The organism is Amycolatopsis sp. TRM77291, assembly GCF_054166285.1.
The window spans coordinates 7,999,736-8,019,455 of sequence record NZ_JBSZHF010000001.1 but is presented as its reverse complement, the minus strand read 5'-3'; the positions used below and the strand labels follow the sequence as shown (position 1 = coordinate 8,019,455).

Sequence of the window (19,720 nt, the reverse complement as noted above, 5' to 3'; positions counted from 1 at the left end):
AGATGTAACCCTTCGGTCAAGACCTAGGAGTAAGCCCCGGACGGCTCTTGACCCGTCGGCGCTCAGTTGTCAACAAGTCCCCGGCGCGAACACGCCCAGTTGTGTTCACTTCTGACAAACAACCTGTTCGGGTGATCGTTACCACTTGGGATCATGGGATGACCACCCATTGTGAGCACAGTGTGTGTTCTCTACAGTGGGCCGTGACTTGAGACAAAGAGTCACTTCCGAATTCCACATCAGGCCACGTCATCACGTGTCCCTCCCCTTGATCAGGAGCACCACTTTGCTTGGCTCTGCAAGCTCGAAGAAGGCCTTGAGCGCCAGCCTGGGCCGTCGTGGAGCCCTCGCATTCGCGATGGCGGCCGCGGTTTCGGTATCGGTCAGCGGCTGCGGGCTCCTCGGCGGCGACGATTCGTCCTCCTCCGGCGGCTCGGGGAACCTCGAGAAGTCGAAGATCAAGGTCGCCGTGATGTCGACCATCGACCTTGCCCCGCTCCGCCTCGCCCAGGACGGCGGCTACTTCAAGAACGAAGGCCTCGAAGTCGAGGCCATCGAAGCCGCGACCGGTCAGGTCTCGCTGACCAAGCTGATCGGCGGCGAGGTCGACATCGCGTACGCGAGCTACACGCCCTTCTTCATCGCGATGAGCAAGAACACCGCCGACATCAAGCTGGTCGCCGACGCCTCCTCCGCGGGCCCGAAGAGCACGATGCTGGTCACGCTGCCGACGTCCACGGTGAAGAGCGTCAGCGACCTGGCGGGCAAGAAGATCGGCATCACCGCGCCGAACACCGTGTCGGACACGCTGTCCAAATCGGTCATGAAGGACCACGGCGTCGACGCCAGCAAGGTCCAGTGGGTGCCGATCCCGCTGCCGAACGTCGGGACCGCGCTCAAGAACGGCGACATCGACGCCGGCTTCCTGACCGAGCCCTTCATCACCCAGACCGCGAAGCAGGCGGGCACCGTCCCGGTCGTGGACACCGCCACCGGCGCCACCCAGGACTTCCCCACCGCGGGCTACGGCTCGCTCGGCAAGTTCGTCTCGGAGAACCCGAAGACCGTGGCCGCCTTCCAGCGCGCCATGCAGAAGGCCACCCGGGACGCGGCGGACCGCTCCAAGATCGAGCCGCTGCTGGTCAAGTACGCCAAGATCGACCAGGACACCGCCGCGCTGACCACGCTGCTGACGTTCCAGTCCACCCTGGACCCGCGCCGTATCCAGCGCGTTCCGGACCTGCTCCTGCAGATGGGCGCGATCCAGAGCAAGATCGACGTCGGCCCGATGATCGCGGCCCAGGCCACGAGTTGATGACTCGCGGTCACCTCGAATTGCCCATCCACGCGGAATTCGATCACTGAAAGTAATGTTGTCCAAGCGGGTGATCAGGTGATCGGGCGAATGGCCTAAAATGATCACCCGCTCACGACACCCATTGTGAGCAGGTGGGCAAATCTCTAAGGTGACCGCGTGCCTGGCGAAATGAAGCCACGACACGGATGAAAAAACCCCAACGGTGATTCATTGTTTCCGAGGAGCTGGCTTTGTTTCGAAACGCCATGAGCAGGAGCGGTGCACGTAGAGGACGGGGTGCCGTCGGCGTCGCCCTGAGCGCGCTCATGCTGGCCACGTTGGGCGCCTGTGGCGCACTCGGCGGCGAGGACACGTCGAAGGCGTCGGGCGGCGAAGGCGGACTGGAGAAGCCGAAGATCAAGGTGGCCCTGCTGCCCGTCGTCGACCTCGCGCCGCTGCGGCTGGCGCAGGAAGGCGGCTACTTCAAGGCCGAAGGTCTCGAGGTCGAAGCGGTCGACGCCCCCAGTGGCCAGCAGGCGATGACCAAGATGATCGGTGGCGAGGTCGACATCGCCTTCTCCACCTACATGCCGTTCTTCGTCGCGAAGAGCAAGGGCGCGGCCGACATCCGGCTCGTCGCCGACTCGGTTTCGGCCAGCCCCAAGAGCAACGCGGTCGTCACCGTGCCGACCTCCTCGGTCAAGACGATCAACGACCTCGCGGGCAAGAAGATCGCGATCACCGACAAGAACACCGCCTCCCACCTGCTCACCGTCTCGGTGATGAAGGACCACGGCGTGGACACCAGCAAGGTCCAGTGGGTGCCCATGCAGCTGCCGAACATCGCCGCGGCGCTCTCGTCGGGCCAGGTCGACGCGGGCTACCTGCCCGAGCCGTTCCTGACCCAGGCCTCGAAGGTCGTCGGCGCGACCCCGGTCGTCGACATCTCGACCGGTGCCACCCAGGACTTCCCCCTGGCGGGCTTCGGCGCGCTCGGCTCCTTCGTGGACAAGAACCCCAAGACGCTGGCCGCGTTCCAGCGTGCGCTGGGCAAGGCCGTGCGCGACTCGGCCGACCGCTCCAAGATCGAACCCCTGATCGTCAAGTACGCCAAGGTCGACGCGGAAACCGCCTCACTGCTCACGCTGCCGACGTTCGGGTCCACACTGGACGCCCGTCGCCTGCAGCGGGTGCCGGATCTGCTGCTGCAGACCGGAGTGATCACGGCCAAGCTCGACGCCGCTCCGATGCTCGCCCCTCAAGCTGGATAAAGGTCAAGGTGCCACGACTTCTCCGTGCCCTGGCCGGTCTGGCCGGTTTCTTCCTCGTCTGGGAAGTGATCGTCCAGGCCGGCCTGGTCCGTAAAGAGTTCCTCCCCCCGCCGTCCGTCGTCCTGGTGACGATCTTCGAACAGTTCGGCGAGACCCAGTTCGTCCGGGACCTGATCGCCACGTTCCTCGCGTGGGCGATCGCCCTGCTGATCGCGGTCGCCATCGCCGTGCCCGCCGGCCTGCTGCTGGGCAGCATCCCCGGCCTGCGCACCGCGACCGCGGTCGTCATCGAGTTCCTGCGGCCGATCCCCGCCGTCGCGCTGATCCCGCTGGTGCTCCTGCTGATCGGCGGCGGCCCCGAAGCGAAGATCACGCTGGCCGTGTACGCGTCGTTGTGGCCCATCATGTTCAACACGATCTACGCGCTCGGCGAGATCGACCCCGTGCTGCAGGAGACCGCGAAAGCCTGCGGTACCAGCAAGTTCCGGACGTTGACGTCGGTGGCGCTGCCGCATACCGCGCCGTTCGTGTTCACCGGGGTCCGGCTGTCCGCCAACATCGCGCTGATCGCCGTGGTCAGTACCGAGTTCCTCGCCGGCGCCAAACTCGGCATCGGCAACTTCATCATGCAGGCCAGCACCGGCTCCACCAGGTTCGACCTCGTGCTCGCCGGCACCGTGGTGGTCGGCGCGCTCGGCTTCCTCATCAACGGCGGGCTCGAGATGATCGGCAGGCGGGCGTTCCGCTGGAGCACGGTCGACCGGGAGGCGGTCTCGTGACGACCCTCACGCTGACCAGCCGCGTCGGCAGGCGCGTGGGCCGGGGTATCGGCATCCTGGTCCGCAACTGGCTGCTCTTCTTCGCGCTGCTGGGGATCTGGGAGCTCGCGACCCGGCTCGCGGAAAGCCCGTTCTTCCCGCCGCCGACCGAGATCCTGTCCGCATCGGTGAAACTCTGGTTCACCGGCCCGGCCTCACAGCTGTTCCTGACCGACACCGTGTTCGACAACGTCCTGCCGAGCCTCGGCCGGACGCTCGGCGGCTGGCTGCTGGCCGGTGCCCTCGGTGTCGCACTGGGTGTCCTCTTGGGACGGTCGAAGACCGGGATGGACTACGTCGGACCGCTTTTCGCGTTCTTCCGCTCGGTGCCGCCGCCCGCGCTGATCCCGGTGTTCATCGTCCTTTTCGGACTCGGGCCGGGGATGCAGACCGGGTCGATCATCTTCGGCGCGATCTGGCCGGTGCTGCTCAACACCGTGGACGGCGTCCGCTCGGTGGACCAGGTGACGATCGACACCGCGAAATCGTTCCGGACGCCCAGGTCGTACTGGGTCCGCTCGATCGTGCTGCCCGCCGCCGGGCCGAAGATCTTCGCGGGCCTGCGGCTGAGCCTCTCCATCTCCCTGCTGCTGATGGTGATCTCGGAACTGGTCGGCTCCTACAACGGCATCGGCCGGTCCCTGATGGACGCCCAGCAGGCGTTCGACTTCCCGCTCATGTGGTCGTGGCTGGTCCTGCTCGGGCTCCTCGGCTTCGGGTTCAACGCGGCGTTCCTCGCGGTGGAGCAGAGAGTGCTTCGCTGGCAGCCCACCCGCAACGGCCGTCTCTAGTTTTCGAAGGGTCAGCAAGATGTCAACCATGCTCGAAGTCTCCGGGCTGAACCACCGGTACGGCGCGGGAGAAAAGGCGCACGTCGCGGTCAACGACCTGTCGTTCACCGTCGAAGCGGGACAGCTCGCGAGCATCGTCGGCCCGTCGGGCTGCGGTAAGTCCACGCTCCTGCGCTGCATCGCCGGGCTGATCAAGCCGACGTCCGGCCGCGTCAGCCTGCACGGTGACGACGTCTCCGGCGTGCCGGAGGATCTCGCCGTCGTGTTCCAGGACTACAGCCGCTCGCTGTTCCCGTGGCTCTCGGTCGAGAAGAACGTCGAGTTCCCCTTGCGGTGGCGAAACTTGAGCCGCTCGGAGCGCCGGACGCGGGCGCGGGAGGCGCTGGAGTCGGTCGGCCTGTCCGGGGTCGGTTCGAAGTTCCCGTGGCAGCTCTCGGGCGGTATGCAGCAGCGCGTGTCGATCGCGCGGGCACTGGCCAGCCGTCCGGCCCTGCTGCTGATGGACGAGCCGTTCGCGTCGGTCGACGCGCAGACGCGGTTCGAGCTCGAAGACCTGACGCGGCGCGTGCAGCGCGAGAACGGGAGCACGGTCCTCGTCGTCACGCACGACATCGACGAGAGCGTCTACCTGTCGGACCGGGTGCTGGTGCTGTCGAAGTCGCCCGCGAAGATCGTCGCGGACCTGCCGGTCGGACTGCCCGCTGAGCGGGACCAGATCACCACGCGCGAGTCGGCGGAGTTCGTGACGCTGCGCGGCGAGGTGGCGCGGCTGCTGCACGGCGGTGCTCCGGAAGCGGTCACCGCTGCTTCCGACGCGGCTGAGTACGAGCTGGCGCAGCAGGAGGCCGCTGCCGCTGCCGACGCCGACGCCGAGGTGCGCGCCAAGGGCTGAAAGTACGTGAAGGCCCCCTTCACTGCGCCTAGCGCAATGAAGGGGCCCTTCACGTACTTCTGGGAGTGGCGCCGGCGGCCTCTCTCAGTACAGCGTGCGCGGGTTCGCGTCGATGCGGACGTGCACCAGATGCGGCCGCTCGTCCGGCAGCGCGGCCTCCAGCGTCGGCTTGAGCTCCTCGGCCTTCTCGACGACCGACGTCCGCAGCCCCAGGCTCGTCGCCAGCGCGGGGAAATCGATGCCGCCGAGGTCGACGCCCGGCACCTTCTCGCCGCCCGCCGCCTCGCCGAGGATGCGCACGGCGGCGTACTGCGAGTTGTCGAAGATCACGAACGTCACCGGCAGGTTGTGCTGCGCCGCCGTCCACAGTGCCTGGACGCAGTACATGCTCGACCCGTCGCCGAGGATCGCGACGACCTTGCGGTCCGGCCGGGCCAGCGCGGCACCGACGGCGGCCGGGAGGCCGTAGCCCAGCGTGCCGCTGGCGACGGTGAGGAAGCCGGTGTCGGTCGACTTGATCGGCAGGTGGTCGTGCAGTTCGTTGCGGTGGCTCGGTGTCTCTTCGACGACGATCGCGTCGTCCGGCAGCACCTCCGAGAGCACGGAGTAGGCGAAGGCCGGCGTGATCGGCGTGACCGCGGCGGGCTTTTCCAGCCTGGTGCGGGGTTTCGGCGCTTCACGCGGCGCGGCGCGGTCCAGCAGCGCGCGGATGGCGAGCTTCGGCGTCGCACGGATACCGGTGCCTTCCGCGGCCCTGGCGAGGATCTGTTCGTCGTCGCTGACCAGGAACAGCGGCGGCAGCGCGGTTTCCGACTCGCCCCGGTACACGTGGTAGGTGAACGCCGGAGCGCCGATGACGACCACGAGGTCGTGCTCGGTCAGCGCGCTCGCGAGCGCTTTCCGTTCCGGCTGCAGGAATCCGAAGAACTGCGGGTGGTCCTCGGGGAAGGAGCAGCGCGCCCCCATCGGCGGCGCCCAGACCCCGGCGCCGACCTTCTCGGCCAGCTCGACGACGTCCGGCACGGCGCCCTCGCCGTCGATCCCGGGGCCGACCACGATCGCCGGGCGTTCGGCGGCGTCCAAGGCGGACACCAGTTCGTCCAAAGCGGACGGATCGGGCGCGAAACCCCGGATCTGCGGCCGCGAGATGATCGGCTTCGTGGTCTCGACGTCCCAGTCGTCCACCGGCACCGAGACGAACACCGGACCCATGGGCGCCTGCGTCGCGATGTGGTAAGCCCGCGCCAGCGCCGCCGGGACGTCCTCGGCCCTGGCGGGCTCGCAGCTCCACTTCACGTACGGCTTGGGGAAGTTCGCCGCCTCGACGGCGCCGAGGAACGGATCGTCCGGCAGCAGCGACCTGGTCTGCTGACCGGCCAGGATGATCAGCGGGGCGTTGTTGCGGTACGCGGTGAAGATATGCCCGAGCGCGTGGCCGACCCCGCCGGCGGAGTGCAGGTTCACCAGCGCCGCCCGCCTGCTCGCGCGCGCGTACCCGTCGGCCATCGCGACGACGGACGCCTCGTGGAGCGCGAGCACGTAGGTGAAGTCGTCGGGCCATTCCGTCAGGAAGGCGATCTCGGTCGTACCGGGATTGCCGAAAACGGTGGTCAGGCCCAGATCGCGCAGCAGTTCCCTGGTCGCGTCACGTACGGTGCGGGTAGCCATGGCCACACGCTATCTGGTCGCCCCCGGATAGTTGAAGATGCAACCTCGGATCACCGTCTGTGGTCTGGACCTGACCCCCCGCGTACGGCGAACGCCCGCATTTCGTCCTCTTAACGTGGTAGTCGCACGCGCGAGGAAACCGGTGCGGTCAAAGCGAGCCAAGTCCGTGAAGGCCTCCTTCCCTACCTTGAAGGTAGGCAAGGAGGCCTTCACGACATGCGAACGCGGTGGGGCCTACTCCTTGACCAGCGCCGCCCACTCGCGAACGGCGGCGACGTCCACATCGGACTCCCAGCCGCCCGGCCGGACCGCGCTGCCCACGTGGAAGGCGCCGACCCCGCCCGCTCGCAGCAGGTGCACCTGCTGTGCCCGGAGGCCGCCGCCGACCAGCAGCCGGGGCCCGTCCTCACGCCGGGCGAGCCGCTGCAGCACCGAAAGCCCGTGCGCGACGCCGTGCGGATGCCCGGCCGCGAGCACCGTGTCGCAGCCGAGGGCGATCAGCTGGTCGTAGGCGCGCAACGGATCCCGCGCGCGGTCGATGGCGCGGTGGAAGGTCCACGGCAGCCCGTCGAGTTCCTTGACCAGGGTCTCGCAGGCTTCGACGTCGATTTCGCTTTCCAGGTCCAGGAAACCGAAGACGAACTCCCGCGCGCCCGCGTCGATCAGGCGCACCGTGTCCGCACGCAGCCCGTCGAGGTCGCCGGCGGCGAAGGACATGTTGTCGCGCAGCATGACCCGCACCGGGAGATCGGTGGCACCGAGCACGTCGCGCAGCGTCTCGACCGACGGCGTGAGACCGTCGCTGGCCATGTCGCTGACCAGTTCGAGGCGATCGGCCCCGCCCTCCTGCGCGCGCTCCGCGTCCGCCGCGGTCAGCGCGATCACTTCCAGCAGGCCGGTTTTCGAACTCATGGACCTTCCAATTCGCTTATGCCGAGGGGTTGTCGTCACCCCTGGCGTGGCGACCGCGCCGGAATCCGCCTTGCAGGCTGGTCATCCGTTCGCGGACCGCTTCGGGGGAAAGTGAGAGTATCGGCCTCTCCCCTCGCGGCTTCTCCGGCCTGTCGTCCTGCGACCGGGCCTCGGGAACGACGGCGGGCAGCACCGGCCAGGTCTCCTCCGCCCCGTCCTCCTGTTCCAGTTCGGCGGGCGTCGGCCACGCCGGTTCCGGTTCCTTTTCTTCCGGCACCGGAGCCTTCGGCTCCACCGGCTTCAGCGTCGGCTCGGTCGGCTCGTCCGGATCCGGCTCGGGTTCCTCGGGCACGGTGTTCTTGACCGGCTCGAACGAAGGCAAGGAAGGCGGGCCGGGCTCCGCGGGCGAAGGCCCTTCGCGCGGGCCTCCGTGGTCGAACCACTGCGAAAGCACGCTCTGGTACTTGGGCATCCGCTCGGTCGGCGCGTCCACTTCGAGATGGTTGGCGGCGTCGTCGTCCGAAGACGGCCATTCCGGCTGGGTCTCGCGCTCGACGACGGGAGCGCGCCGCAGCGGGCCGGGGTCCAGCACCGGCGCGAACCGCGACTCCTCGGCGCTCTCTTCCGGCTCGGGCAGCGGCGGGACTTCCAGCGGCGGCTCGGGTTCCGGCTCCGGGGCGACGACGGTGACGGGCACCGGTTCCGGTAGCGGCGCGGGCCGGGGCGCTTCGACGATGAGCTCGGCGGGTACGACGACCTCCGCGGTGATCCCGCCGCCGTCGGCGGACCGGAGCCGGACGTCGATATGGTGCCGGATCGCCAGCGTCGCGACCACGAACAGCCCCATCCGCCGGGAGACCTCGACGTCGACGTCCGGCGGATTCGCCAGCCGCGCGTTGGTCCGGTCGATCTCGGCCTGCGGCATCCCGGCGCCGTGGTCGGTGATCTCGATCTGCCATTCCCCGCGGCCGGTCTCGTGCCCTTCGACCTGCACCATCGTGCTCTGGTCCGAATAGCGGGTCGCGTTCTCCAGCAGCTCCGAGACCACGTGCACGAGGTCGTTGACGGCCTCGCCGCGCACCGCGATCCGCGGCGCCGGGCCGAGTTCGATCCGCTGGTAGTGCTCGACCTCCGAGAGCGCGGCGCCGATGATCTCGTCGGCGACGACGGCGCCGCCGTCCTCGCGGACGACGTCGGTTCCGGACAGCACCAGCAGGTTCTCGCTGTTGCGGCGCATCCGGGTCGCGAGGTGGTCGAGTTCGAAGAGCCCGGCGAGCGTGTCGGGATCCTGTTCGTCGGCCTCCATGCGGTCCAGCACGGACAGCTGCCGTTCGACGAGATCCTGGCTTCGCTGCGACAGGTTCACGAACATCGCGTTGATGTTCTCCCGCAGCATCGCCTGTTCCCCGGCGAGCCGGACGGCCTCGCCGTGCACCGCGTCGAACGCGCGCGCCACCTGGCCGAGTTCCTCGCGGCTGAACACCGGGACCGGGGCGACGGCCAACCGCCGCCGCAGGTTTTCCGGCTGCGGCTCGGGATCGCTCAGCAGTCCTTCGACGGCCGCCGGAAGCTGATGCTCGGCGACGTGGAGCGCGCTGCGGCGCAGGATCCTCAGCGGCCGCAACAGCGAACGCGCGATGATCACCGAGAGCACCCCGGCGACGACCAGCACGGCGAGCACGATGCCGCCGTCCCAGATCGCGGACGTCCTCGCCCGTGCCGCGAGGGCGTCGGTGCGTTCCTGAAGCTGGACGAGCAGCGCTTGCTGCACCTGGTGGGCCAAATTCACCGTGTACGTGGCCGAGGTGTCCCACTGGTTCGGGTCCAGCCCGCCGAGGCCCTGATCGTTCTCCGCGCGGATGAGCGCCGACTCGACCATGTCGTTGCCGATGTCGACGATCAGGCCGATGACCGTGTCGTCGTACATCCGCTGCTGCTCGGGGGTCGCGAACGTGCGGTAGTCGTTGCGGGCGGCGGCGAGTTCGGCCTCCGCGCCGAGCAGCGCGCGGGTCCGGTCCCGGTTGAGGCCGCCCTCCGCGAGCGCGGCCGCCATGATCGCGCGTTTGACCGACATCTGGTCCTTGACCCGCGCGAGCGCGTTGCCCGCGAGGCGGAGCTTCCCCAGATCCGGGTCGGAGACGTCGGCGGCGGTGGAATCGCTGATGTCGAGCAGGCCGGAGATCAGGTCGCTGTAGGAACGCAGCACCGCGTCGGCGGGAAAAGCGGAGTGTTCCGCGGAAAACCGGAGCCCGGTCAGCACGCGCAGCCGGTCGCTGGTCTGCTGCAGGCTGATCGCGGTGTTGCCGCCGAGCCTGCTCTTGCTCTCGCCGAGCGTGCGGTCGAACGTGCCGATGGCCTCGTCGACGCGCTTACGCTGCTCGGTCAGTTCGGAAAGGTCGCCCTTGCGGTCACCGGCGACGAACCGGACGGTGAGGTCTCGTTCGCGCTGGAGCTGGTGCACGGCCTCGGCGACGGTGCTGTCGACGCGGCCGCGGGTGGCGAATTCGGCCAGCTGCCGCGCGTCCCGCAGATCCGAGTTGACCCGGAGCCCGACGAGGGCGACCACCGCGAGGGCGGGAATCAGGAGTACCACGAAGAGTTTGGTACGCAGGTGCCAGTTCCGCAGCCGCCAGCGTCCGCCGACACGAGGATGCCGTTCCGCCGCGTCGCCCCCACGGGGACGCTTGTCGCGACGGGCCACCTGGTTTCCTTTTCCCACCACGGGACCCTTTCCCATGGCTGACATCGGGGACGAGAGCCCGAACCTACTGTAGAGTAACAAGGTTCGGGAACGATCGAAAGCCGCGCCGTCGGGCGCCTCCCGCAGGCGATCGTATGGGGCGCGGACCATACGATCCAGAAGGAGGAGCACATTCTCTCGGTAGGTGAGCGGTGACGAAGATGCGCGTCTTGGCGATTCCGCTGGTAGCGGCACTGCTGGCGACCGCCGGTTGCGGAGTGTTTTCCGGTGGTGACGCAAGCACCGACGCGCCACTCGAACGGACGGAACTGCGTATCGGCGTCGGGAGCCCCATCGACACGGCGCCGTTGCGGGTCGCCGTCGCCGAAGGGAGGTTCACCGCCGCCGGCCTTTCCGTGACCCTCGTCGAAGTTCCCGCCGACCAGGCGATCGGCAAGCTCTCGGCGGGCGAGGTCGACCTGGCGTTCGCCAGCGACGTGTCGATCTTCCGTGCCGCCGCGGCCGGGACGGCTCTCCAGTTGCAGGGCGAGGCGTACACCGCCGGCCGCAACACCATGGCGCTCGTCACACTCCCCGGCTCCGACTACACCGAGCCGACGCTGAAGAAGTCACCGAAGATCGCGGTGAACATGCTCGACGACGTCGGCGTGCTGGCGGCCCGATCGGTACTGGCGACCGCGGGCGTCGACGCGACCCGCATCCAGTTCAAGCAGCACCCGTTCGACCGGATGCCCCAGGCGTTGCAGGCGGGCGAGGCCGACGCCGCGTGGATGGTCGAGCCGTACATCACCAGGGCCGAGAAGGAACTCGGGGCGAGCATCCTCGCCGACGGCGCCCGTGGCGCGACGCTGGACTTCCCCATGTCGTCCTATGTTTCGACGGGAGCCTTCGGGCAGGCCAACGCCCGCACGCTCGCGGTCTTCCGCAAGGTGCTCGGCGAAGCGCAGGTGCGGGCGGCCGATCCCGCCGTCGTGCGCGACGCGCTGCCGTCGTTCTCCGACATCGACCGGACGACGGCTTCGCTGATCTCGCTCGGGACGTATCCGGTGTCCCTCAACGGCATCCGGCTGCAACGCGTGGCCGACCTGATGCACAACTCGGGCATGCTCGGCGCGCGGCTCGACGTGCAGTCGATGGTGGCGCGGCCCTAAATGTTCTCGCCGGTCGGCCGCAGGCACACGGTGCGCACGGGCGGCCCGGTGTAGCGCAGTTCGGTGTCCTCCGGCATGCAGGCGGCCTCCGATCCCCGCATCACCGTCGCGCGCGCCTCCGCGCTGATGTCACTGCAGCGGACCTTCGCGATCCGCGTCTCGTGCACGACGTCGCGCAGGCAGTCCCCGCTTTCGACGTTCAGCGCGAGACAGAGCGTCTTTTCCGCCCTCTTGCTCGACGAACCCCCGTACAGCTCGAACTGGATGTAGTCGGCGCTACGGCAGTCCGACGAGCCCGTCCGCACCTCGTCGACCCGGAACGTCGCGCGATCCGACGAGCAGCTGGCCGTCGTGTAGCTCTGGTTGCCACCCGCCTCGTCGGTCAGGTACAGGCATTTGCCCGCCTCGACCTTCGTGAAGCCGCTCGACCGCGAGACGGCGAAGGCGAACAGGCTCCCCAGGCCCAGCGCGACGACGACGCCCAGCACGATCGAGGCCTTGGCCAGCACACTCAGCGGCGGCGGTTTGGGGAACGGTGTCGGCGGTACCGCCTCCGGCATCGACGGCAGCGGCGCCGGCGCGTTGAACGGGTCGTACTCGGGCATCCCGCCGGTCGGTGTAGTCGTCAAGGTCCCCTCCAGTCACCTTCCGCACATCCTTCCACCAGCGGTGCCGCGACGGGAGTCGGTGTGGCCGGAACGTATAAAGGAGGATGTGACCGATGGCCCGCTGATCGTCCAATCCGACAAGACCGTGCTCCTCGAGGTCGACAACAGCCAGGCCGACGACGCGCGGATCGCCATCGCGCCGTTCGCCGAACTGGAACGCGCGCCCGAGCACGTCCACACCTACCGGATCACGCCGCTGGCGTTGTGGAACGCCCGCGCCGCCGGCCACGACGCCGAACAGGTCGTCGACGCGCTGACGACGTACTCGCGCTTCCCCGTGCCGCAGCCGCTGCTCATCGACATCGTGGACACGATGGGCCGGTTCGGCCGGCTCCAGATCGCCAACCACCCGGCGCACGGCCTGGTGATGTCGACCATCGACCGCGCGGTGCTGGAGGAGATCCTCCGGCACAAGAAGATCAGCCCGATGCTGGGCGCGCGGATCGACGAGGACACCGTCATCGTGCACCCGTCCGAACGCGGACGGCTGAAGCAGGCGCTGCTGAAGGTCGGCTGGCCCGCGGAGGACCTCGCGGGCTATGTCGACGGCGAGGCGCACCCGATCGACCTCGCCGAGGTCGACTGGGAGCTGCGCGACTACCAGCGCAAGGCCGCCGAGGCGTTCTGGGCCGGCGGATCCGGCGTCGTCGTCCTGCCGTGCGGCGCGGGCAAGACCCTGGTCGGCGCCGCCGCCATGGCGCACGCGAAGGCGACGACGCTGATCCTGGTGACGAACACCGTCGCCGGACGGCAGTGGAAGCGGGAGCTGGTCGCGCGGACCTCGCTCACCGAGGAGGAGATCGGCGAGTACTCCGGGGAGAAGAAGGAGATCCGGCCGGTCACCATCGCCACGTACCAGGTGGTCACGCGCAAGACCAAGGGCGAGTACAAGCATCTGGACCTGTTCGATTCGCGGGACTGGGGCCTGGTCGTCTACGACGAGGTCCACCTGCTGCCCGCGCCGGTGTTCCGGATGACCGCCGACCTGCAGTCGCGGCGGCGGCTCGGGCTGACCGCGACCCTGGTGCGCGAGGACGGGCGCGAGGGCGATGTGTTCTCGCTGATCGGCCCGAAGCGATATGACGTCCCGTGGCGCGACATCGAGGCGCAGGGCTGGATCGCGCCGGCGGAATGCACCGAGGTCCGGGTGACGCTGACGGACGCCGAGAGGCTCGCGTACGCGACGGCCGAGGCCGAGGAGCGGTACAAGCTGGCGGCGACCGCGGACACCAAGACCAAGGTGATCAAATCGCTGGTCGACCGGCATCCCGGCGAGCCGACGCTGGTCATCGGGGCCTACCTCGACCAGCTGGAGATGATCGGCGACGAACTCGACGCCCCGGTGATCCAGGGCGCGACACGGAACAAGGAACGCGAGGAACTGTTCGACGCGTTCCGGCGCGGTGAGATCAGGACGCTGGTCGTTTCGAAGGTCGCGAACTTCTCGATCGACCTGCCGGAGGCGTCGGTCGCCATCCAGATCTCCGGGACGTTCGGCTCGCGGCAGGAGGAGGCGCAGCGGCTCGGACGGCTGCTGCGGCCCAAGGGCGACGGACGGCAGGCGCATTTCTACTCGGTCGTCTCGCGGGACACCGTCGACACGGAGTACGCGGCGCACCGGCAGCGGTTCCTGGCGGAGCAGGGTTACGCGTACCGGATCGTGGACGCGGACGACCTGCTGCGCCCGTTGTAGGGGCCCGCTGGGCCGCGGTGTCCCGAAGGTCACCTTTGAGACGTTCAGCGTCCCAAAGGTGCCCTTCGGGACATCCGATCGCCGCTTGACCTGCGAAAAGAGAGCAAGGGACCTTTGCTACCACTCGCGGTCCTGGTGCCCCTGTGACTCCAGAGACGCGTGAGGCGACCATAGCGAGATCCCGCAAACGGGGTATCGAAAACTGTCGGTGCTTCGAACTAGTGTTCGGGTAGAGTCGACCGAACACCAGTTCGAGGGGAAGCCATGACGATCGCACCGTTCCGTCCGGGTACGCCGCCCGTCCAGACCCTGCCGCCCGGCCGGTGGCACGGCCGGATCTGGGTTTCGGATCTGCCGCTGGCCAGGCCGGAGCGCTACACCGGCTGCGTCGCCGAGTTCGACCGCTCCGGTCTGTGGCCGGTGCTGATCCCGCACGACCAGCGCTTCGCCGCCAACGGCGAGGACTGGATCGACGACCGCGGCAGGCTCGCCCCCGCCGACCACCGGATCGCCTCGGTGGATCCGGCCGAGGTGCTGGCCCGCTGGTGGGACACGTCGTGCTGCGACGGCGCCTGCCTGCGCCCGTTCGGCGCGAAGTTCCCCGGGCTCGCCCGTCGTCCGTCGCGCCGGGCGGATCCGCTGGCCGAGGCCGGCAACACCGGATCGATCCTGGCCGCGCGCGGGCCGCATCGGCTGGCGCTGGTGCAGACGGAGCGGCCGGCCGACATCCCGGCGATCCTCGGCTGGACGGGCATGATCAAGGCGACCGACCAGGTCCACGAGCTGTCCGCCGTCCTGCGCAGCTGGGAAGACCGTTTCGGCGCCACGCTCACGGTGCTGGGCTTCGACTCGATGGAGCTGTCGGTGGCCGCGCCGCCGCGCACCCAGGGCCGCGCGCTCACCGTCGCCGCCGAGCACCGGGCGTTCTGCCTGCCCTCGTTCGCCGGTCAGCCGGGCAATCTCCGCGAGTTCGCCTCCAGCCTGGTCCAGACCCGCAGGTGGCGGTTCTCGTGGGCGTGAGCGGGCGTTTGCACCGGCCGGAGAGGGGGAATCAGGGCGACACGGGAAGGCGGTGATCGACGTCGCGGAGCTGAGGATCGGCACTTCGGGCTGGCGCTACCCACCGTGGCGCGGGGATTTCTACCCCCGCGGCCTGGTGCAGCGGCGCGAGCTGGAATACCTGTCGTCCCGGATGAACTCGGCCGAGATCAACGGTTCGTTCTACTCGCTGCAGCGTCCCGAGCGGTACCGGACGTGGGCCGAGGAGACACCGGACGACTTCGTCTTCGCCGTCAAGGGCGGCCGCTTCATCACGCATATGAAGCAGCTGCGTGACGTCGAGGCGCCGCTGGCGAACTTCTTCGCGTCCGGCGTGCTGGCGCTCGGCCGGAAACTGGGGCCGTTCCTCTGGCAGCTGCCGCCGCGGCTGGCGTTCGACGCCGAGCGCGTCGAGGCGTTCTTCAAGCTGCTGCCGCGCACCAGTGACGCCGCCGCCAAGCTCGCGGGCAAGCACGACGACAAGCTGAAGGCCGAGCCGCACACCGATCCGAAGCCTTGCCGGAAGCTCCGGCACGCCGTCGAAGTCCGGCATCCGAGTTTCGCCGGGCCCGAAAGCCTCGAACTGTTCCGGAAACACGGCATCGCCCTCGTGGTCGCCGACACCGCGGGCAAGTTCCCGTTCGTCGACGAGATGACGAGCGACGACTTCGCGTACGTCCGCCTGCACGGCGACGAGGAGCTGTACGTCAGCGGGTACAGCGACAAGGCCTTGAAGAAGTGGGCCCGGAAAATCGAAAGCTGGGGCCGCGACACGTACGTCTACTTCGACAACGACGTCAAGGTCGAGGCGCCGAAGAACGCGATCACCCTCGCGAAAATGCTGGCTTGACCCGCGCACGCTGCACAGTCAGCGCGCAGTGAGCGGTGTCCTGTTAGGTGACGTGTGCGGGCACGGGCGTACTCGCGTGCTGCGACTGGGGGTCGGCACGCCGGGCGCCCGTGCCTCACTCCGCCTTGGCCGCTTCGCCGACGAGCGAGGCCAGCTTGGTCCGGACGTCTTCGGCGTCGGGATGCGAAAGCTCGGTCAGCACCCGGACCGAACGCAGCCAGCATTCCCGCGCCGACGAGGGATCACCGAGCCGCAGATGGATTCCGCCGAGCTGGGCCAGCACGTCGGCCGCCTCGTAGAGCTCGCCGTGGGCGAAGAACATCTCGACGGCGCGCCGCATACAGGCGATGCCCTCGTCGCCGCGGCCGAGCCCGACCAGCGCGGTCCCCTTGGTGTGCAGGGTGAAGCGGGCTTCGTCGGGGAGCGCGTGCGCCTCCAGCGCCAGGGCCTGGTCGGCGAAGTCGAGTGCCTGCTGGAAGCGGCCCGCCTGAGTGCAGATGTCGCCGAGGGCCTGCAGCGCGCTGGCCTCCATGCCGGCGCCGACGTTGCTCTCCCGGATGAGCCGCAACGCCCGTGTCCCGTATTCCCAACCGGTTTCGGGATCCTGGCTGGCCAGCGTGAGGTTGTAGAGGGCCCGCGCCTCGCCCTGCCGGTCTCCGACCTGGCGTTGCAGTTCGACGACCTGCTTCAGGTAGGCGATGCTGTCGTCGTACTGGCGGGCGACCCCGCAGGCCACGCCGAGCCCGCTGAGGATGGCGGCCTCGCCGGAGCGATCCCCCAGGTCGCGAGCGGCGCGGAGCGCCACCCCGAACACCGAACGCCAGTCCTCCAGCCGTGCCCGCACGATGAAGTACGACTGCAGCAGCCACGCCAGCTGCCAGCACTCCCGGTACCGCCGCTCCCGGTACGCGACGTTCACCGCGGCGATGAGGTTTCCCGCCTCCTCGTCGAACCAGTCGAGCGCCTGCTCGTAATGCCCGAACCTGAGGCCGTCGCCGTCGAACCGCTCGGGTTCGACGAGCCGGTAGTGCCGTTCCGGGCGCAGGAGCCTCGACGCGTTCAACGCCGAGGCCAGCGACGCGTGGAGCAGCCTGTCGAGCACGGCCGTCCGCGCTCCGGGCCCGTCGATCTTCGCCGACAGCTCGGCCGCGTACGCGCGGATCAGGTCGTGGAACTGGTAGCGGCCGGGTTTGGACCGCGCGATCAGGTGCGCGGACGCGAGTTTCGCCAGATCCTCTTGCGCTTCGGCGATGTCGATCCCGGCCACCGCCGCGGCCGCGGGCAGGCTGAAGTCACCGCCGGTGGGCAGGCCGAGCAGCCTCAGCAGGCGTGCGGCGCGTTCGTCGAGCGCCCGGTACGAGTACGAGAAGACGGCCCGGATGTTCGTCTCGTCGCCGTCGGCGAGGTCGAACGAGCCCAGCCGGTCCTGTTCGGCTTCCAGCAGCCGGACGAACTCCCGCAACCCGAGGTCCGGGAACTGCGCCGCCCGCACCGCGAGAATCCGGATGGCCAGCGGCAGCCCGCCGCAGTACCGGACGAATCGTTCGGTGGCATCGGGATCTTCGGCGACCCGGTCCAGCCCGATCGTCGACGCGAGGAGCGCGATCGCGTCCTCGTCCGGCAGTTCCTCCAGCGCGACGCGCCGCGCGCCGTGGGTCGCGACGAGTGCCCGCAGCTGCCATCGGCTGGTCACCAGCACCAGGCAGCCGGGGCCGGGCAGCAACGGCCTGATCTGCTCGGTGCTCCCCGCGTTGTCGAGCAGGATCAGCATCCGGCGGCCGGCGCTGTGGGTGCGCCAGGTGGCCGCGCGCCCGTCGACGCCGGCGGGGATCCGGTCGGCGGGGACGCCGACGGAAACGAGCATGGTTTCGAGCGCGGCGGCGGCTTCGACCGGCTCACCGGGGCCGTAACCGCGCAGGTTGAGGTACACCTGCCCGCCGGGGAAGCGGTCCCCGACCTCGTGCGCGAAGTGGACGGCGAGGGTCGTCTTGCCGATACCGCCCATCCCCTCGATCGACGCGATGGGCGTCGATCGCTCGGTGTCCAGCGCCTCCGGGACGAGGCCGTGCAACGCCTTGAGGTCGCGTTGACGGCCGGAGAACACCCGCAGGTCGGCGGGGAGCTGACGGGGGATCAACGGTTCGGCGCCGAGCCGGTACCGCGTCAGTCCGGAGTCCAATGTGGTCTCGACGGACTCTTCACCGGTGAGGATGGCCTGGTGCGCCCGCCGCAGCGACGCGCCGGGGTCGAGGCCGAGTTCTTCGGCGAGCACCGCGCCGATCCGGCGGTAGACGTCCAGCGCCTCGGCCTGCCTGCCGGAGCGGTAGAGCGCGATCATCAGCTGTTCGTGCAGCCGCTCCCGCAGCGGGTGCTCGCGGCACAACCTGGTCAGCTCGGGGACGACGCTGGCGTGCTCGCCGAGGGCGATGAGCGCGTCGGCCCACTGCTCGCGCACGCGTAACCGCTCTTCGCCCAGCTGGTCGGCTTCGTCCCGAAGCAGCGCTTCGGAGTGGACGTTCTGCAACGCCGGGCCACGCCACTCGGCCAGCGCGGCGGCGAACCGGTCCGCGGCCACGCGCAGGTCACCGTCCCGCGCGGCCTCCGTCCCGGTCGCGGCGAGTGACCGGAACCGGGCGAGGTCGAGCAGCTTCTCGTCGAGTTCGAGCAGGTAGCCGCCGCGTTCGGTGCGGATGGCGACCTCGTCGCCGAGGGCGCGCCGGACCCGCAGGACGTAGGTCTGCAGTGCTCCCTTCGACCGCCGCTGGTCGTCCGGCCACAGCCAGCGGCCCAGTTCCTCGACCGGCACCACCGTGTTCGCGCGCAGCAACAGGCCTGCCAGCACGATGAGCGGCCTGCTGCCGCCCAAGGGCACCGGCAGCCCGTCCGCCGTGACCTCCGTGGGCCCCAGCACGCGAAAGTCGAGTGCCACGTCGCTCATTCTGTCCGGAACCCGGACAAACGGCACGTGATTCCCGCGGTGGCATGATCGGTGCCGATGGACGTCTACGCGATCCCCCTGCGCACGCGGTTCCGCGGCATCACCGTCCGTGAAGGACTGCTGATCCGCGGCGAAGCGGGCTGGGGCGAATTCTGCCCGTTCTCCGACTACTCCGACGCCGAGAGCGCGCCGTGGCTGGCGTCCGCGCTGGAGGCGAGCGAACGCGGCTGGCCGTCGCCGGTACGGGAGAGCGTCGAGGTGAACGCGACCGTCCCGGTGGTGTCCCCGGACAAGGCGTACGAACTCGTGTCCGCGTCGGGATGCCGCACGGCGAAGGTGAAGGTCGCCGACCCGCGGGTGAGTCTCGCCGAGGACTGCGCCCGGGTGGAGGCCGTGCGGTCCGCGCTGGGCCCGCGGGGCGCGGTCCGTGTCGACGCGAACATGGCCTGGGACGTGGACACCGCGGTCAAGGCCATCGGCGAACTGGATCGAGCGGCGGGCGGACTCGAATACGTCGAACAGCCGTGCCCGTCGATCGAGGAACTCGCCGACGTCCGGCGCCGGGTCGGGGTGCGGATCGCCGCGGACGAGTCCATCCGCCGGGCGGAGGATCCGCTCAAGGTGGCCGTGGCGGGGGCGGCCGACGTCGCCGTGCTGAAGGTCGCGCCGCTGGGCGGGGTCCGGCGCGCGCTGGAGGTCGCCGAGGCGTGCGGGCTGCCGTGCGTGGTCTCGTCCGCCGTCGAGACGAGCGTCGGTCTCGCCGCCGGGCTGGCCCTCGCGGGCGCACTGCCCACATTGGACTTCGCCTGCGGGCTCGGCACGATGTCCTTGCTGACGGGGGACGTCTGCGGCGACTCACTGTCCCCTGTGGACGGTCGACTGCCGGTACCGCTTCAGGCGCCCGCACCCGACCTGTTCGCCGCACACGCCGCCGGCCCGGAAGTCCGGGCGGCCTGGGAAGCCCGCCTCACCCGCGTCCGCACCCATCTTCCGACGCCATGAACGCGTCGTTCCTCGCGAATTTCGCGAGGA

Annotated in this window: 16 protein-coding genes; 10 read left to right on the top strand and 6 right to left on the bottom strand. The window is 69.4% G+C overall.

Annotated features, from left to right (window positions below):
- Window positions 1-252 precede the first annotated feature (252 nt).
- On the bottom strand, window positions 253-483 hold the full coding sequence (locus ACXIZN_RS37585; protein ID WP_257484039.1) for a hypothetical protein: 231 nt from the start codon (window positions 481-483) through the stop codon (window positions 253-255).
- Between ACXIZN_RS37585 and ACXIZN_RS37580 the strand changes: the two genes are divergently transcribed.
- The 5 genes from ACXIZN_RS37580 (at window position 473) to ACXIZN_RS37560 (ending at window position 5,069) form a co-directional block, all read left to right on the top strand.
- Window positions 473-1,315, top strand: coding sequence for an ABC transporter substrate-binding protein (locus tag ACXIZN_RS37580; RefSeq protein ID WP_257484038.1), 843 nt, complete (start codon window positions 473-475; stop codon window positions 1,313-1,315). The two genes, ACXIZN_RS37585 and ACXIZN_RS37580, sit on opposite strands and share 11 nt — an antisense overlap.
- 248 nt (window positions 1,316-1,563) lie before the next feature.
- On the top strand, window positions 1,564-2,568 hold the full coding sequence (locus ACXIZN_RS37575; protein WP_457959586.1) for an ABC transporter substrate-binding protein: 1,005 nt from the start codon (window positions 1,564-1,566) through the stop codon (window positions 2,566-2,568).
- 8 nt (window positions 2,569-2,576) lie between these two features.
- Window positions 2,577-3,347, top strand: coding sequence for an ABC transporter permease (locus ACXIZN_RS37570; RefSeq protein ID WP_126730393.1), 771 nt, complete (start codon window positions 2,577-2,579; stop codon window positions 3,345-3,347).
- Entirely contained in the window at window positions 3,344-4,177 is an 834-nt protein-coding gene (locus tag ACXIZN_RS37565) for an ABC transporter permease (protein WP_457959585.1), read from the top strand. The genes ACXIZN_RS37570 and ACXIZN_RS37565 overlap by 4 nt, the downstream gene beginning before the upstream one ends.
- Window positions 4,178-4,196: 19 nt before the next feature.
- Window positions 4,197-5,069, top strand: coding sequence for an ABC transporter ATP-binding protein (locus tag ACXIZN_RS37560; protein ID WP_457959584.1), 873 nt, complete (start codon window positions 4,197-4,199; stop codon window positions 5,067-5,069).
- An 84-nt stretch (window positions 5,070-5,153) separates the two neighbouring features.
- Here ACXIZN_RS37560 and mdlC read toward each other — a convergent pair whose 3' ends face one another.
- The 3 genes from mdlC to ACXIZN_RS37545 form a co-directional block, all read right to left on the bottom strand.
- Complete coding sequence (gene mdlC, locus ACXIZN_RS37555; protein WP_457959583.1) at window positions 5,154-6,737, bottom strand: benzoylformate decarboxylase; 1,584 nt, start codon at window positions 6,735-6,737, stop codon at window positions 5,154-5,156.
- 234 nt (window positions 6,738-6,971) lie between these two features.
- A complete protein-coding gene (locus ACXIZN_RS37550) occupies window positions 6,972-7,649 on the bottom strand; it encodes a copper homeostasis protein CutC (protein WP_457959582.1) in 678 nt (225 codons plus the stop codon).
- A 16-nt stretch (window positions 7,650-7,665) separates the two neighbouring features.
- Window positions 7,666-10,350: a sensor histidine kinase gene (locus ACXIZN_RS37545; RefSeq protein WP_457959581.1), complete on the bottom strand. Its 2,685-nt coding sequence runs from the start codon at window positions 10,348-10,350 to the stop codon at window positions 7,666-7,668.
- 191 nt (window positions 10,351-10,541) lie between these two features.
- Here ACXIZN_RS37545 and ACXIZN_RS37540 point away from each other — a divergent pair, with 191 nt between their 5' ends.
- Window positions 10,542-11,501, top strand: a complete 960-nt coding sequence (locus ACXIZN_RS37540; RefSeq protein ID WP_457959580.1) for an ABC transporter substrate-binding protein — start codon at window positions 10,542-10,544, stop codon at window positions 11,499-11,501.
- Here the strand turns inward: ACXIZN_RS37540 and ACXIZN_RS37535 are convergent.
- Window positions 11,498-12,130 (bottom strand): LppU/SCO3897 family protein, encoded by a 633-nt coding sequence (locus ACXIZN_RS37535; RefSeq protein ID WP_457959579.1) that lies wholly within the window; start codon window positions 12,128-12,130, stop codon window positions 11,498-11,500. The genes ACXIZN_RS37540 and ACXIZN_RS37535 overlap by 4 nt on opposite strands.
- Before the next feature lie 85 nt (window positions 12,131-12,215).
- Here ACXIZN_RS37535 and ACXIZN_RS37530 point away from each other — a divergent pair, with 85 nt between their 5' ends.
- From ACXIZN_RS37530 to ACXIZN_RS37520, 3 genes are all read left to right on the top strand, one after another.
- Window positions 12,216-13,862 (top strand): DNA repair helicase XPB, encoded by a 1,647-nt coding sequence (locus ACXIZN_RS37530; protein ID WP_457959578.1) that lies wholly within the window; start codon window positions 12,216-12,218, stop codon window positions 13,860-13,862.
- Between the two features lie 264 nt (window positions 13,863-14,126).
- Window positions 14,127-14,882 carry a DUF4253 domain-containing protein gene (locus ACXIZN_RS37525; protein ID WP_457959577.1) on the top strand — a complete coding sequence of 252 codons (756 nt, stop codon included), beginning with the start codon at window positions 14,127-14,129 and terminating at the stop codon, window positions 14,880-14,882.
- A gap of 52 nt (window positions 14,883-14,934) precedes the next feature.
- Window positions 14,935-15,750 carry a DUF72 domain-containing protein gene (locus tag ACXIZN_RS37520; RefSeq protein WP_457959576.1) on the top strand — a complete coding sequence of 272 codons (816 nt, stop codon included), beginning with the start codon at window positions 14,935-14,937 and terminating at the stop codon, window positions 15,748-15,750.
- Window positions 15,751-15,865: 115 nt separating this feature from the next.
- Here ACXIZN_RS37520 and ACXIZN_RS37515 read toward each other — a convergent pair whose 3' ends face one another.
- Entirely contained in the window at window positions 15,866-18,679 is a 2,814-nt protein-coding gene (locus ACXIZN_RS37515) for a BTAD domain-containing putative transcriptional regulator (protein WP_457959575.1), read from the bottom strand.
- A gap of 66 nt (window positions 18,680-18,745) precedes the next feature.
- Here ACXIZN_RS37515 and ACXIZN_RS37510 point away from each other — a divergent pair, with 66 nt between their 5' ends.
- Complete coding sequence (locus ACXIZN_RS37510) at window positions 18,746-19,690, top strand: o-succinylbenzoate synthase (protein ID WP_457959574.1); 945 nt, start codon at window positions 18,746-18,748, stop codon at window positions 19,688-19,690.
- The last annotated feature ends 30 nt before the right edge of the window (window positions 19,691-19,720 follow it).

Excerpts from the sequence above, each read along its gene's own strand:
- ACXIZN_RS37525 (WP_457959577.1), top strand. The coding sequence starts at position 14,127 with ATGACGATCGCACCGTTCCGTCCGGGTACGCCGCCCGTCCAGACCCTG.
- ACXIZN_RS37585 (WP_257484039.1), bottom strand. The coding sequence starts at position 483 with ATGGTCGACATCACGGCGACCTTGATCTTCGACTTCTCGAGGTTCCCC.
- ACXIZN_RS37580 (WP_257484038.1), top strand. The coding sequence starts at position 473 with ATGTCGACCATCGACCTTGCCCCGCTCCGCCTCGCCCAGGACGGCGGC.
- mdlC (WP_457959583.1), bottom strand. The coding sequence starts at position 6,737 with ATGGCTACCCGCACCGTACGTGACGCGACCAGGGAACTGCTGCGCGAT.
- ACXIZN_RS37510 (WP_457959574.1), top strand. The coding sequence starts at position 18,746 with ATGGACGTCTACGCGATCCCCCTGCGCACGCGGTTCCGCGGCATCACC.
- ACXIZN_RS37550 (WP_457959582.1), bottom strand. The coding sequence starts at position 7,649 with ATGAGTTCGAAAACCGGCCTGCTGGAAGTGATCGCGCTGACCGCGGCG.
- ACXIZN_RS37560 (WP_457959584.1), top strand. The coding sequence starts at position 4,197 with ATGTCAACCATGCTCGAAGTCTCCGGGCTGAACCACCGGTACGGCGCG.
- ACXIZN_RS37575 (WP_457959586.1), top strand. The coding sequence starts at position 1,564 with ATGAGCAGGAGCGGTGCACGTAGAGGACGGGGTGCCGTCGGCGTCGCC.